At 43.2% G+C, this 12,741-nt stretch carries 14 protein-coding genes; 6 read left to right on the top strand and 8 right to left on the bottom strand.

Features of this window, described 5'->3' with window-relative positions; translation table 11 throughout:
- The first annotated feature begins 330 nt into the window (after positions 1-330).
- On the top strand, positions 331-1,920 hold the full coding sequence (locus tag CWC03_RS17265) for a methyl-accepting chemotaxis protein (RefSeq protein WP_138582937.1): 1,590 nt from the start codon (positions 331-333) through the stop codon (positions 1,918-1,920).
- Positions 1,921-1,989: 69 nt separating this feature from the next.
- Here CWC03_RS17265 and CWC03_RS17260 read toward each other — a convergent pair whose 3' ends face one another.
- Complete coding sequence (locus CWC03_RS17260; protein ID WP_138582936.1) at positions 1,990-3,174, bottom strand: dipeptidase; 1,185 nt, start codon at positions 3,172-3,174, stop codon at positions 1,990-1,992.
- A gap of 177 nt (positions 3,175-3,351) precedes the next feature.
- On the opposite strand from CWC03_RS17260, the gene CWC03_RS17255 reads away from it, so the two are divergent.
- From CWC03_RS17255 to CWC03_RS17245, 3 genes are all read left to right on the top strand, one after another.
- The gene (locus CWC03_RS17255; protein ID WP_138582935.1) at positions 3,352-3,993 is read left to right on the top strand and encodes a hypothetical protein; all 642 of its coding nucleotides are present in this window, start codon (positions 3,352-3,354) and stop codon (positions 3,991-3,993) included.
- Between the two features lie 113 nt (positions 3,994-4,106).
- Positions 4,107-5,183, top strand: a complete 1,077-nt coding sequence (locus tag CWC03_RS17250) for a sensor histidine kinase (RefSeq protein ID WP_171040274.1) — start codon at positions 4,107-4,109, stop codon at positions 5,181-5,183.
- Positions 5,161-5,889: a LytR/AlgR family response regulator transcription factor gene (locus tag CWC03_RS17245; protein WP_138582933.1), complete on the top strand. Its 729-nt coding sequence runs from the start codon at positions 5,161-5,163 to the stop codon at positions 5,887-5,889. Before CWC03_RS17250 ends, CWC03_RS17245 begins: the two co-directional genes overlap by 23 nt.
- A gap of 3 nt (positions 5,890-5,892) precedes the next feature.
- On the opposite strand, the gene CWC03_RS17240 is transcribed toward CWC03_RS17245, so the two are convergent.
- The 5 genes from CWC03_RS17240 to CWC03_RS17225 all read right to left on the bottom strand — a co-directional run bounded on the left by CWC03_RS17240 (position 5,893) and on the right by CWC03_RS17225 (position 10,098).
- The gene (locus tag CWC03_RS17240) at positions 5,893-6,150 is read right to left on the bottom strand and encodes a YheU family protein (RefSeq protein ID WP_138582932.1); all 258 of its coding nucleotides are present in this window, start codon (positions 6,148-6,150) and stop codon (positions 5,893-5,895) included.
- 1 nt (position 6,151) lies between these two features.
- Positions 6,152-7,159, bottom strand: coding sequence for a hydrolase (locus tag CWC03_RS17235; RefSeq protein WP_138582931.1), 1,008 nt, complete (start codon positions 7,157-7,159; stop codon positions 6,152-6,154).
- 247 nt (positions 7,160-7,406) lie between these two features.
- Positions 7,407-7,553, bottom strand: a complete 147-nt coding sequence (locus CWC03_RS23515) for a hypothetical protein (RefSeq protein ID WP_010374526.1) — start codon at positions 7,551-7,553, stop codon at positions 7,407-7,409.
- Between the two features lie 173 nt (positions 7,554-7,726).
- Positions 7,727-8,176 (bottom strand): TIGR02444 family protein, encoded by a 450-nt coding sequence (locus CWC03_RS17230; RefSeq protein WP_138582930.1) that lies wholly within the window; start codon positions 8,174-8,176, stop codon positions 7,727-7,729.
- Positions 8,170-10,098, bottom strand: coding sequence for an ATP-binding cassette domain-containing protein (locus tag CWC03_RS17225; protein WP_138582929.1), 1,929 nt, complete (start codon positions 10,096-10,098; stop codon positions 8,170-8,172). Before CWC03_RS17225 ends, CWC03_RS17230 begins: the two co-directional genes overlap by 7 nt.
- Before the next feature lie 130 nt (positions 10,099-10,228).
- Here CWC03_RS17225 and CWC03_RS17220 point away from each other — a divergent pair, with 130 nt between their 5' ends.
- The gene (locus CWC03_RS17220) at positions 10,229-10,429 is read left to right on the top strand and encodes a YheV family putative zinc ribbon protein (RefSeq protein WP_010374531.1); all 201 of its coding nucleotides are present in this window, start codon (positions 10,229-10,231) and stop codon (positions 10,427-10,429) included.
- A gap of 28 nt (positions 10,430-10,457) precedes the next feature.
- Here CWC03_RS17220 and CWC03_RS17215 read toward each other — a convergent pair whose 3' ends face one another.
- Both CWC03_RS17215 and CWC03_RS17210 read right to left on the bottom strand, forming a co-directional pair.
- A complete protein-coding gene (locus tag CWC03_RS17215; protein WP_010374533.1) occupies positions 10,458-10,670 on the bottom strand; it encodes a SlyX family protein in 213 nt (70 codons plus the stop codon).
- Complete coding sequence (locus CWC03_RS17210; RefSeq protein ID WP_138582928.1) at positions 10,667-11,680, bottom strand: WD40 repeat domain-containing protein; 1,014 nt, start codon at positions 11,678-11,680, stop codon at positions 10,667-10,669. The genes CWC03_RS17215 and CWC03_RS17210 overlap by 4 nt, the downstream gene beginning before the upstream one ends.
- Before the next feature lie 268 nt (positions 11,681-11,948).
- Between CWC03_RS17210 and fkpA the strand changes: the two genes are divergently transcribed.
- Positions 11,949-12,701, top strand: a complete 753-nt coding sequence (gene fkpA, locus CWC03_RS17205; RefSeq protein ID WP_026001096.1) for an FKBP-type peptidyl-prolyl cis-trans isomerase — start codon at positions 11,949-11,951, stop codon at positions 12,699-12,701.
- The last annotated feature ends 40 nt before the right edge of the window (positions 12,702-12,741 follow it).

Raw genomic sequence — 12,741 nt, 5'->3', positions numbered from 1 at the left:
AAATCCGGCTCCCGCAACCAATTTTTAATTGGACTGTATAATCTAAAGAACTCTCCCGAAATTCATCGGTTCACTTTTCATAAATTAATGGCTCCCGCAACCAATTTTATTGGTACTGAAGTTTAAACTTTGTTCTATAGTTAGCCTGCTTTTCCGACACAATCTAAAACTCACAAATCTTCATTTTGTTGATTCTGAGACTGAGTATTTACTCATTAGATCATCGCCTAAAAAAGAGCACTTACTTAAGCTAATTGGTATTACGAATATTTGTCTATAAATCTTTATATGGTCTAGGCTTTTACTATCTCTTATTTGAGGTGTGTGAAGATGGATTTACATAGTATTCGAGTCAAAAGTTCGTTGCCTACGGCTATGTTGACGATCGTGCTGCTATTTGTGTTTTTTGGTTTTTCAGTGTTGCTCAATAAAGTGCAATCGGCACTTGAGCTCCAAACTGAAAACTATTTAAAAGCCGTGTCAGTGGTACTCAATGCGGATAGAGACTTTTATCAAGCTCAAGAAGCCTACCTCAAATTGTTGGCTGGTGAAGATAAGCGGGTGGATTTTGAAGAAAACGCCGAGCAGGTGAAACAGCGCTATCAAAAGTATCTTCAGTTTATGTCACTCCACCAGAGTGAGCTTGGTAGTTTTGCAACTTTTGATGCGGACTTTCAAAGTTGGTATCGCGTTACGGTGGCGAGTATTAAAACCCCGACAGATAAAGCGCTTCAAATTGAGTCGGCCAAGTTATTCGGTGCAGTTCGTGATGTGCTTGATAAAGCAGGTGAGTTAGCAGATGGAAAATCTGCTGCAAGTCGTGCGTTAGTCGTTGCTGAGGTGACTCAAATAAAGTGGGGACTTGGCGTAGGTGCCTTGTTCCTACTTGGTATTGCTTGTTGGATTGCCTATCGAATTCCTCGCCAGCTAGCACAGCAGATAAATTTTGTGTCGAATAGGATCTCTGAAATTGCCTCTGGGGACGGAGACTTAACTGGTCGCATCGAAATCAAAGGCAATGATGAGTTTGCAAAGCTGTCGCTAAACTTTAATCATTTTCTCGAAAGTTTACAGGCTATGGTTACAGCCCTTGTGAAAGATGGTGGCGAGCTGTCGAGTTTGTCGTCAAAGCTCAGTCATTATGCCACACAGTGCCATGATTTAATCGACTCGCTTGGTAAGTCATCACATACCATTGTTAGCGCTGTGCACCAGCTTAGTCACTCAAGCCAAGAAGTCTCGTCGGTGGCAGAAAACTCATTGAAAGAAGCTGAAGCTTCACATCGCTACGCAGCACAAGGTAAAACGGTGTTAGCAGATTCAAAACAAAAAATCACTCATCTTGCTGATAATATGGAAGCGGCACTCTCCAGCTCGTTAGCTTTACAAAAAAACTCTGAAAACATTACGCAAGTGCTCGATGTTATTCGTGGGATCGCTGAGCAAACCAATTTATTAGCGCTCAACGCGGCAATTGAAGCAGCAAGAGCAGGTGAGCAAGGTCGTGGATTTGCAGTAGTAGCTGACGAGGTTAGGTCACTGGCCACTCGAACACAAGACAGCACTAATGATATTCAGAAGATGTTGGAAGCATTCTCACATAGCGTAGAGGACTCACAAAAAACCATTGAAGATGGTAAGCAGTATGTTGATGTTGCAGTAGAAAGTTTTACGAAGGCAACGGAGCTATTGGAGTTAATTGCACAAAGTGCGGTGAAAGTGACTGAGCTTTCAGAGCAAACCGCCCATGCAACCCAGCAGCAAAATGCAGTATCTACTGAGATTAGCAGTAATCTAACTGATTTAAATGACAAAACATTGGATGGCGAGCGGTTGTCTGGAGAAACGCATCAAATTTCGGACGATGTGCTGCGAGTCACCAACAAATTGGTGGACGAATTATCTCAGTTTAAAGTCTAAGGTATTGTAAGGTGTGCCGTGCGGCACACCTTATAAAATCAGTGGGTTGAACAATTATTTACCCTGAGATTATTTAGCAAACTTCTTTGCGTAAGCCTCGGCTTGTTTCCATACGCGCAGGGTATTGCCACCTAGAATCTTTTTGATATCAGTGTCGCTGTAGCCTCTGTCTAAGAGGCCTTGCACAAGATTTGGATACGTTGACACGTCTTTCAGGCCAACCGGTAGTGAGTCGCCCACACCATCGTAATCTGAACCAATGCCTACGTGATCTATCCCTATTAACTTAACGACGTGGTCAATGTGATCTAGCACTTGATCAAGTGTGGCAAATGGGAACGGGTTTTTCGCTCTAAATGCCGCTCTAAAGTCAGTGCGATCTTTATCTTTAGCTTCTTTTTGTGCTTCGTCACGTTTGTCATACCAAGCACCAGCTTTTGCCGTCACAAAGCTCGAACCAAAGTTAATTTGGATCACGCCGCCATTCTTTGCCAAGGCTTTGAGCATTTCGTCATCCATATTGCGCTCGAAACCAGGTGTGTACTTACGCAGGGATGAATGTGAAGCAATGACCGGTACTTTTGAAATGTCCATAACCTGATAAAAGGCGTCATCGGAAATATGTGATACATCAATGAGCATACCAATTTTGTTCATTTCAACCACAAGCTCTTTACCAAATGGGCTTAGGCCTTTCCATTTTCGGCGTATGTCATAAGAAGAGTCAGAAATATGGTTGCTTTGCGAGTGTGCTAAGGTGATATAGCGTACGCCTCGGTCATAAAAATGCTTAAGGTTCTCCATCTCACCTTCAATGGGCGAGCCATTTTCCATACCCATCGCGATAGACATAATACCACTGTCAAATTGCGCATAAATGTCGTCGGTATTGTAAGCCATTGCAAATTTATCTGGTGCACGGTGCGCTAAAGCTTCCATACCGTCAATCAGTTGATTAGCGAGTTGATAGCTTTTACCTTTACCTTCAAACTCTAAGTTAGCTGGAATATAAATAGACATAAATGGCGCATTAAGGCCGCCTTTTACCGCGCGAGGATAGTCAAAATCACCGCTTTCGGTTGCTTGGCTAACATCATCCCATTTACTTTGGATGCGATATGGAACGTCGATGTGTGTATCAATTAGGATGTTATCGTGAGCGAGTTTAACTGCGCGCTCAGAGGCTTTGTATTCAGTTGCATAAGCGTTAGAAACAGCCAGCGCGAGAGCGCAAAGAGCAGTGCCGAGCTTCATAAAATTGCCTTTCCTTTATAGTTATAGAAATCTGATTGTAACAAGTATACGTTCATCCTCAATATTTTACGTTTATCACTTTTTTTTACCGCTCGTCATTATCTACAACTCGAATGGTGGGGAGCTCGTTATTATTTTTTCCAGACAAAACAAATAATGAAAATAAAGGAAAGAAAAATGAGAGCGTCACTACAAAAGAAAACACAAGCTATGTTATCACTTGCTCTATTGTTGGCTGGAACGACTGTACAAGCCAGTACACTTGAGGAAAATATCCATGCTGAAGCGTCAAATGTTATGGCGGGCGGCTTCGGTATCGATGCAATTTATATAGATGTAGACAATGCAGTGGCTGACTTTGGTCTAGGGCTTAACTACCGTAAGGCAATTGATATTACGCCAACAAAGTCAGGCGTCGTTGATACTGCGACTGCATATTTTCGGGTAGATTACCGTATTGCCTCAAAAGAGCAGAACACGGTTGAGCAGAAGGAAATGGAATTTGGTTTGAATTTAACCTTTTCTGACTCGTTGCAAATATTTGCTGAAGTTGGTGTGCTATATGACAGCCTAGAGCTTTCTGGTCACGCTTCAACTACACAATATGATACATCAGCCTTGGGTATGCGTCTTAATTATTTAGGTGATTTTACAATTGTACCAGCTATCGAATACAGAAATAGCGATCTAACAAGTGACTTTGGATACTCTATTACGTTTGAGAAAAAACTTGCAGAGGGCGGGATCAAGCCAAGTTATGGTTATAAGCAAATTGGTGATGAGAAGAGTGTATTTGTTAACTTACTTTATCGTTTTTAATTGCAGAAAAGGTTAACAAGTTGGCCTCTTTGAGACAAGTTTTGCGGTACTATTTATTAATTTTCAGTATGATGGCCTCCAACCAGATAAAAGATAAAAAGAGGAGGCCACCGATGCGTACATATTGGAAGTGTCAGATTTTTGTGTTCTTAGCAATGATCTCAACCAACATGTTTACTGCAATATTAATGTTTGATCTCGGTGATGAAAGATTATTTCTACTATTCCTTCGCACGATATTAGGTGCACTTAGTTTTATATTAATTAGTCACTTTGTACTTCGTAATTTTGCGAAACGCTGGGCAGTATACCGAGGTAAAGCAAGAGCGAACCTTCTTACATTGATGCTGATATCACTCATGTGTGCCCCTTTGCATTTTGCGCTCGGCGTCAAACTTGTGAAGCAGGTTGTTACAATAGAAAGTACGGAAGAAGTGTCTAGTCTAAGAATTCATGACAATGATGAGGCGCTCGGAGGGGAAAAAGTAAAAACCAGTGACTTGGCGACACTACTATTTTATATCGGCTACTTTTGGCTTTGGTCAGGTTGCTATTTGGGGATTGTTACAAGGCGGGAAAAGAGAGTGTTAGCAAAGCAACTTCAAGAACAACAGTTAGCCAATCTTATGAATCAGGTAAACCCTCACTTCCTTTTCAATTCCTTGAATACGATCCGAGCGTTGATTTATCAAGATAAAGATAAGGCCGCAGAAGTGGTAACTCAGCTCTCAGAGCTATTTCGCTATAACTTAATGCAGGATATGCGAGCACTGGTCACTTTAAAAGAAGAGTGGAAAGTATGTGAGGATTTTCTTGGTATAGAACAAGTGCGACTAGGTAAGCGCTTATCAGTTACAACTCAGGAACTAGAGAGCTTTTACAATATTCATCTCCCCAGCATGTCGCTGTTTACTTTGTTAGAAAATGCGGTGAAACACGGTATTGCACATCTGCCAAAAGGAGGGGAAATTGCAATTCAGGTGGTTAGAAAAGCGCAAAATATTCACATCTCAGTGACTAACCCGTATGATCCCACTCGCGTTCAAACTGGCACCCAGCAGGGGCTAAAGAACATTCAAGCGCGTTTAGCCTTGATGTATAACAAAAGTGCAAAGTTAACAGTAAATGATGGCGGTGGGCTTTTCCAGGCCACATTGGAGATCCCGTATGAATCAAAAAACAACAATTAATGTGATGCTGGTTGACGATGAGCCGTTAGCAAGGGTGGAATTGAATCGCTTGCTAAAAGCCCACCCGCAAGTGAAAGTCGTTGCTGAAGCTGAAAACATTATGGAAGCGGCACAATTATTAGAGCTACATACGATAGATGCCTTATTTTTAGATATTGAAATGCCTGGCGGCACAGGCATTGAGTTGGCGCAGCAACTGCAAGGTGAAATACCTATTGTGTTTTGTACTGCGTATAACGAGTTTGCTGTCGACGCTTTTTCTCTTAATGCAGTTGATTACTTATTGAAACCAGTGGTGGCTACTCGGCTGCAAACCGCACTCGACAAGCTTCAGGCTTTGGCCGACCAAAGCGAGTCTGCTGCTCTTGAGGATGAGTTTAAACTGATGGTAAAGATCGCAGATAAAATGAAGATTATTCAGCTTGGTGATATTACACGTTTTGAGAGTATTGGTAATCACGCTGCTATTTACACCGCTCAGGGTAAAGCTTATCTTCACAGTTCGTTATCTAAAATTGAAAGTAGGCTCAATTCTAACCAGTATTTCCGCGCAAGTCGCAGTGATATTATTCGCTTGGACGCCATTGAAGAGTTAGAAGAAACGATTAACTATGGTTTACAAGCACAGCTTACCTACGGTGGTGAAGTTGAAATCTCTCGTCGCCAAGCGGTTAAGCTTAAAAAACAGATGAGTTTGGCGCTATAGCACCTACTCTATGCGTTGATACTCGTAATCTTCTTGTGCTTGCATTGCTTGAAATTGTTGTTTGCTAACAATATTCACCGACTCATGTAATTCCGAGAAAACGATCAGTGCTTCTCCGGATTTTAGTTGTGCTTTCACTTGCGCTACTTTGCTCTCGGTGCTGACTTCAGTATCGCCATAGTCTGTTCCTTCACGAAGCACATAGTGCTCAATAAGGTTGTCCAGTGTCTCTTGTGGAAGTTGTTGATAGGGAATGAGCATACTACTTAGCCTTACTATAAATTTGTTGTAAATACTGTGGAATAACGCTTTCTAGCCAAAACTTAGGTTTAAAGGGGTTACTTCCCGAAATAAACCCTACGTGACCACCGTGTGGGCTCACTGCAAGCGTCACTGGTGAGTTAACCTGAGCGGCTGTAGGCACGGCTTGCGATGATAGCATGGGGTCATCTTCGGCGTGTATTAGGAGTGTTGGTGTTGTGATCTGGGTTAAGTAGGGCTGCGAACTTGCTTGCGCGTAATAATCTTCCGCACCGTTAAAGCCATGTAGTGGTGCGGTTATCTTATCGTCAAATTGCCATAGGTCATTAATGGCATACAGAGCAGACTTGTCTATCCTAATTTGCGATTGGATGGTGTCTAGCTTACGTGAAAAAGACTTCTTCATCCTGTCTAGCAAGTATTTTTGATAGAGCTTAAAGCAGCTCTTTCTGATCACCTGACAAGAGGAAGAAAGGTGATAAGGCGCTGAGACGACGACGCCAGCCTCAAGACCGCTTTGTGATTTGGTTTCTCCCAAGTATTTGGCAAGTACATTACCGCCGAGCGAGAAACCAACCGCAAATAATGGCCGTTTAGGAAAGCGGGCTTTTAGCGTGTCTATAAAAAAGCCAAGATCTGAGGTTTCACCGCTATGATAAGCTCTAGCTTGGCGATTCACTTCACGTGAGCAGTTGCGAAAGTGCATCAATACGGCATCAAAACCATGGTGTACCAACGCTTTTAATAGGCCTTTTGCATAAAAGCTGTTGATATTACCTTCTAGCCCATGCAACACAACAACCAACGGTGCCGATTTATCGCCGTGTTTTGCCCATGCAAGTTCTAAAAAATCATCGTCTGGTGTGTCTAGTGTTTCATAGTCGACGGGCACTTGTAATCTAGGCCTGAAGAATCGCGGAAGTATGGTTTGGGCATGGCGGTTGCGCATCCACCAAGCGGGTTTAAATTCGTAATTGTTGGCTGTTATTGTTTTCATGGCTTGATTCATAATAGACACTGCGTCTTTTTGACGGTTGCTCGCAAAGCAAAGAAAGGAAGCTATCCAGTTGCAAAACAGGTTTTGGCCAGTTTAACGTATTATCAGGTGAGGGTTAAGCAAATAAAAAGCACCCGACCAGTAAACTGATAAGGTGCTTTGTGCGTCGTGCTTAATTCTGCAAGTTGGGGAACTACGCCGAGCCGATCTTCTACTACTTATTCTTCAATCGCCTCAAGGTAATACATTTTAATCTGTTCTATTGTTCGTTAGGTACTTCAGCGTCCATGACTTTTTTAATGAAAAAGTAGACGTAATAACAGCACAGCAAAATTACAATCCCTAAAAAGCCAAAAGACAGAAACAACACAGGGTCGGAAAAAAAGTCTCTAAAGAATACGTTCATGGCTGTGCCTCCTAATTTGTCGATGAATAAATAGTAGTGGAGGTCTGAGGGGCTTGATATGATCAAGATCAAGTTTCAATCCGGAGTGAAATTAAACCTAGGCAAAGGCTTGATCTCGATCAGGTTTTATATCTAAGTTGGGTAAATAACAGGGCTTATATTGATTGAATGGTTTAGAAGTCAGTCTTATTGAATAAAGCGTCGTACTCACTCTGGCTCAAATAGAGCAGCACATTGCTACATGATTGCAGTGGCGCAAACGAAAATCGCTTTAATGTCTCCAGCAATAGCGCTTGTTGACGCTTTTCAAGCTCAAGCTCTGCTGTCAGCATCGCAGCTCGTAACTTTTTATAGTTTTGGTAGTCTTGATGATGTGTTTTTAGGGTATGGCGGATCGCGCGTTGAGGTTGTAACACCGCTTGGTCAAACTGCTTAGCAGTCGTTACCAGTGCCGCTAGGGTTTCGGGGGTAATTGTCAGTGCTAAAGTGTCGAGGTAACAAAGTAATAAACAGAGGTTGATATTTTTGTCTGCAGCATCTTGCAAATTCAGCAGCCGCGATTGCATTTGCGGGCGGCTGTAGAATTCACAGGCAAACTGCCAAAAGTCTTCACGACTTAGCATATCTCTCCAGTCTCATCGAAATGGTTTTGCTTTTCTTCTAACTCTTCCAGTGCCATTAATAAGTTTTCTTCTGTGTCATTAAGCTCTGGGGTTATTTTGGCTTGTCTTGCCAGTAAGTCACTTAATTTTGCCTTGTTCTCGTCCGTGTATAGACTGTTGTCAGCCAAAGCTTGCTCAATTTCATCTGCTTGCTCAGTGAGCTTGTCGAGCTGTTTTTCGAGTTTTTCAATCGACTTTTTCAACGGTTGAATGGCTTTTCTGAACTCGGCTTCAAGACGCTTTTGCTCTTTACGGTTGGCATTAGAGTTTTGCTTTGTTTCAGCCTCTGAGGCGCTTGGTTTCGCTTGCTCTTTATTGGCATTCATAAGCCATTGGTAGTAGGCATCTAAGTCATAGCCGAACTGAGAAACGGTCCCATTATCAACTAAATAGTACTCGTCAGCGGTATTTTTCAGCATGTGGCGATCGTGGGAAACCGTTACCATTGCACCCTCAAAACCTTGTAAGGCCATCACAAGTGCGTGTCGCATTTCTAAATCTAGGTGGTTAGTCGGCTCATCGAGTAACAGCAGGTTAGGCTTTTGATACACTAGCATTGCAAGTACGAGTCGTGCTTTTTCGCCACCAGAAAACGGCGCAACGGGTTCGAGGGCCTTATCACCATGAAAAGCAAAACCGCCCAAGAAATCGCGAATAAGCTGCTCTGGTACTTTAGGGTCTAGACGTTGAATATGGGTAACCGCACTGGCCTCAAGATCGAGAGATTCAAGCTGATGCTGAGCAAAATAGCCTACATTTAATCCTTGGTGTTGAAACACTTCACCAGCTTGTGGAGTTAAATCGCCGGCAAGTAACTTGATTAGGGTCGATTTACCTGCGCCGTTACGGCCAAGTAACGCAATACGGCTACCTGGGACGAGGTTAAGCTTGATGTCATGCAAAATGGTAACGTCACCATAGCCCGCTTTGGCTTGCTCTAGTGTCATCAATGGATTAGGCAAGCTTGTTGGATCTGCAAATTCAAAATTAAATGGTGAATCTGCATGAGCGGGCGCGAGCATTTCCATGCGTTCAAGGGCCTTCACACGACTTTGCGCTTGTTTTGCTTTACTCGCTTTCGCTTTAAAGCGGGTAATAAACTTCTCTAAATGTGCAATCGTTTCTTGTTGCTTCTCGTAAAGCGCTTGGTGCTGTGCCATACGCTCTGCTTTTTGACGCTCAAACTGAGAATAGTGACCTTTATAGACGTTGATCTGCTGTTGGTCGATATGCCAAATCTCGCTAACAACCGCATCTAAAAATTCGCGGTCGTGAGAAATAAGCACTAATGTACCCTGATAGGCGCGCAAAAAGCGTTCTAGCCAATAAACAGCGTCCAAGTCCAAGTGGTTGGTTGGCTCATCCAGAAGCAATAAATCAGCATCGCGGATCAGCGCTTGCGCAAGGTTCAAGCGCATGCGCCAACCTCCAGAAAAGTCGCTAACGGCAAACTCTATCTGTTCATTGCTAAAACCAAGGCCATGGAGTAGTTCACCCGCTTTGGCTTCAATACTGTACCCTTTGATGTTTTCTAGCTGTTGGTGTGCTTTTGCTTGTAGTTCACCATCACCATCCCGCTCCGCTTGTTGTAGCTGCGTTCTCAATACATAGTATTCAGGGTGTCCCTGTAGTACATATTCGAGTGCGCTAATAGAGAGTGCTGGGGTTTCTTGTTTTACCGATGCAATAGACCAATCTTTTGGAATAGAAAAATCACCAGAATCGAGTTGCAGCTCGTCTTTTAGTAGCGCAAAGAGAGAGGATTTACCACAACCATTGGCACCGACAAGGCCCGCCTTATGTTGTGGGTAAAGCGTTGCATTAGCTTGTTTTAGCAGTGTTTTACTGCCACGAAGTAGCTCGATATCAGAAAGTTGGATCATAATTCTAAAAGTCTGTCTAAATTGCGCGCATCATAGCATGGATCCAATCACTTACTCCAAGCGTATCATGACAAATAAAATTAGGATAAAATGACAAACCTTAGACTCAGTGTTCATTAGAGGTGTCGAGTTGAAAGTTAAGAAGCGTTTTATTGCAGGGGCGAGTTGTCCAGAATGCCAAAAAATCGACGTAATGATGCTCTACAAAGAGCATGATGTTGAAAAAGTTGAATGTGTTGAGTGTGGCCATGTAATGTCACAGCCGAAAGACGCGGTACAGGCTTCTACACGCCAGTTTGAGCAAGTCATTGGGGTGTTCAAACCGGAGTGAGTGTTCACCCCGGTTTTCAATTAGTCTGTTAGTAGTGCGGTGGTGGTGGCTCTTGATGTTGAGGCATTAAACCCGGATCGCGGCCTTCTTTCATTTTCTCTGCCAATAGCTCAATTTGTCGTTGCATTTTAGCCAAGCGCTGCTGATGTGCCTTTAACTCTTCATTTAAGGTTTCGATTGTATCTTCTTGAAAGGCAAGCTTAGCCTCAAGCTCAGTAATTCTGTTTTCGATTTCATTCATGGCTTTTTCACCTGCGCAAATTTTTCCAGTAGTCCGCTGGAACTTTCGGTTAACAGTGCAGTGTCTCGGTCTTGAAAAGCAACGTCAAATACAACCGCAGACTTGGGGCGGCTCCCCTCCCGGGGTTGTACACGCCAAGTTTGCAATCGTTCGCCATCACTCACTTGCCATAAAATAAGCTCGCGGTTAGGTGAGCCGGTAGCCAAGAGCGTTGCGTCTTGATTAAAGCGCACTGCACTGAAAATTTTCTGGCGAGCAATATACTGTAATTGCGCTTTGAGATCACCAGAAGTTAATTGCCAAATGCTCGCTTTTTTCATGCTATCTGCGGTAAAAGCAAATCTTCCTTGGTCGTCTAATGCAACTTTGGTCACGCGACTTGGGTGGTTAAAGCGATGGATCACTTGCCCCGTTCTAGTATCCCAAAAGTAAGCGGTATAGTCGTTGCCTCCGGTTAAGGCAAAGTGACCATTGGGAGACATGGCAATAGAATTGATATTTTCTTGATGTCCAAGGAACTCTATTCGCCTTCCACTCTCTAAGTCGAGGTGAACGACAACGTTATCACTGCGGGCATAGAGTAAATATCGGCCCGCATTGCTAATTGCGATATCTCGAATAGTGCCAGACTCGATCTCAAAATATCCTAGGTTTTGGCCGCTTTCGATGCTCCAGATGGCGAATGTTTTATCAGTGGCAGTGACGGCCGTGGAGTTGTCATTAGCTAAAGCTAGTGAGTGTATGAGATCATCGGGGGCATCAGAGTGTCGCCATTGAAATTTGAGGCCTTGCTCTTGATTATCCCAAAGTACGGCCCCATGCTCTATGGAAGAAACAAGGCTGTAGTGACCGTCCGCAGAGATAGCAGCAGAAAATGCGCCTCTGCTAGCATGTTCTACGGTCATAACGGCTTTTGAAGTATCAGGGCCACAGCCGGTTAAGGTGAAGCAACTGAGCATCGCGCATGCAAAGAGGAGGCTTGTCCACTTAATGTTGACGAGTTTGACCATAAATTAGGTAAATCCTCCTTAACTCCGAAGTCTACAACAGGTAGACTAAAGGCACTAAAAACAAGATATTATTTTGATATTAGCGTATTAAAAGCGTAATGTCGTTACGCGATAATGGCAAGCAAATGCATATTGGCATTCTGATCAGAGAATGTTAATGTGGCTAGCACCTTTTCTTATTAATATAAAATTAACAATGGCACCGCATATCAAGCTCTCTTGCGCGAGCATTGGTGTTTTGATAGTAGGGACTGTCGGAGAGTTGAGAATGAAACAGACGATTAAACTGTCACTCGTTGCTGCTTCAGTGTTAGCACTAGTAGCATGTAATAAAAAAGCAGAAGAGCAGAAGCCTGCTGAAGTTAAGCTTGATACAGAAGTGCAACAGCAAGCATACGGTATCGGTGCTTCAGTTGGTAACTTCTTGCAAAAAGACTTAGCGGATAAAAAAGAGCTAGGCATTGAGCTTGATCAAGAGTTACTCATGCGTGGTTTTAAAGATGCACTGGCTGGTGAAGCTAAGCTGGATGAAGCAAAAATTCGTGAAGTACTCACTTCACTAGATTCTTCTGTTCGTGAAAAGCAAGCTGCTAAGGTTGAAGCTGACGCGAAGAAGAATAAAGAGGAAGGTGATAAGTACCTAGCTGAAAACGCAAAGAAAGAAGGCGTTCAGGTAACTGAGTCAGGTCTTCAGTATGAAGTGCTAAGCGAAGGCGATGGTAAAAAGCCTGTTGCAACAGACAAGGTGACAGTACACTATAAAGGTACACTGCTAGATGGTTCTGAGTTCGATAGTTCTTACGCACGTAATGAACCTGCCACTTTCAACCTAAATCAAGTTATTGCTGGTTGGACTGAAGGTCTACAGTTAATGAACACTGGCGCTAAGTATAAGTTTACGATTCCAGCGGAGCTTGCATACGGCACTCGTAACCTTGGTAAAATTCCAGCTAACTCAACACTGGTATTTGAAGTTGAGCTGCTAGGTATCGAAGACGAAGCTGAAGAAGCTGCTGAATAATTTGGCAGTGTCTGCAAAGAAAAAGGTGAGATAGCTATCT

It is taken from the genome of Pseudoalteromonas sp. S2755 (assembly GCF_005886535.1).
Taxonomy (GTDB): domain Bacteria; phylum Pseudomonadota; class Gammaproteobacteria; order Enterobacterales; family Alteromonadaceae; genus Pseudoalteromonas.
Note: the sequence above shows the minus strand (reverse complement) of the source record. Positions and strands in the feature narration are given on the sequence as shown.

Excerpts from the sequence above, each read along its gene's own strand:
- CWC03_RS17250 (WP_171040274.1), top strand. The coding sequence starts at position 4,107 with ATGCGTACATATTGGAAGTGTCAGATTTTTGTGTTCTTAGCAATGATC.
- CWC03_RS17230 (WP_138582930.1), bottom strand. The coding sequence starts at position 8,176 with ATGCTAAGTCGTGAAGACTTTTGGCAGTTTGCCTGTGAATTCTACAGC.
- CWC03_RS17235 (WP_138582931.1), bottom strand. The coding sequence starts at position 7,159 with ATGAATCAAGCCATGAAAACAATAACAGCCAACAATTACGAATTTAAA.
- CWC03_RS17215 (WP_010374533.1), bottom strand. The coding sequence starts at position 10,670 with ATGAATGAAATCGAAAACAGAATTACTGAGCTTGAGGCTAAGCTTGCC.
- CWC03_RS17255 (WP_138582935.1), top strand. The coding sequence starts at position 3,352 with ATGAGAGCGTCACTACAAAAGAAAACACAAGCTATGTTATCACTTGCT.
- CWC03_RS23515 (WP_010374526.1), bottom strand. The coding sequence starts at position 7,553 with ATGAACGTATTCTTTAGAGACTTTTTTTCCGACCCTGTGTTGTTTCTG.
- CWC03_RS17260 (WP_138582936.1), bottom strand. The coding sequence starts at position 3,174 with ATGAAGCTCGGCACTGCTCTTTGCGCTCTCGCGCTGGCTGTTTCTAAC.
- fkpA (WP_026001096.1), top strand. The coding sequence starts at position 11,949 with ATGAAACAGACGATTAAACTGTCACTCGTTGCTGCTTCAGTGTTAGCA.
- CWC03_RS17265 (WP_138582937.1), top strand. The coding sequence starts at position 331 with ATGGATTTACATAGTATTCGAGTCAAAAGTTCGTTGCCTACGGCTATG.
- CWC03_RS17210 (WP_138582928.1), bottom strand. The coding sequence starts at position 11,680 with ATGGTCAAACTCGTCAACATTAAGTGGACAAGCCTCCTCTTTGCATGC.
- CWC03_RS17245 (WP_138582933.1), top strand. The coding sequence starts at position 5,161 with ATGAATCAAAAAACAACAATTAATGTGATGCTGGTTGACGATGAGCCG.
- CWC03_RS17240 (WP_138582932.1), bottom strand. The coding sequence starts at position 6,150 with ATGCTCATTCCCTATCAACAACTTCCACAAGAGACACTGGACAACCTT.
- CWC03_RS17225 (WP_138582929.1), bottom strand. The coding sequence starts at position 10,098 with ATGATCCAACTTTCTGATATCGAGCTACTTCGTGGCAGTAAAACACTG.